Below are 239 nucleotides of genomic sequence, written 5' to 3'. Positions count from 1 at the left end.
ATATTCACAGCCATTGGCCTTGAGCCAGGCCGCCTGAGGCGGGGTCTCCACCCCTTCGGCAATCACCGTGATACGGTAGTCGGCACACAGGCCAATCACACTGCGGACCAAAGCCGCATCCACCGTCGAGTCGGGCAGGCGTGCCACCAGGTGGCGGTCAAGCTTGAGGGTGTCGATTGGCAAGTCGCGCAGCATGCGCAATGAGCAGTCACCCGCCCCAAAGTCATCCAGCGCCACCC

1 protein-coding gene is annotated in these 239 nt (G+C 63.2%); it reads right to left on the bottom strand.

Features of this window, described 5'->3' with window-relative positions; translation table 11 throughout:
* Positions 1-239 (bottom strand): EAL domain-containing protein (locus SB756_RS34830; RefSeq protein ID WP_410913850.1); only part of this gene is annotated, 239 nt, incomplete at both ends.

This window comes from Pseudomonas sp. SIMBA_068 (assembly GCF_046534705.1).
Classification (GTDB): Bacteria; Pseudomonadota; Gammaproteobacteria; order Pseudomonadales; family Pseudomonadaceae; genus Aquipseudomonas; species Aquipseudomonas putida.
The sequence above is the reverse complement of the archived record's forward strand: the minus strand, read 5'-3'. Positions and strand labels throughout refer to the sequence as shown.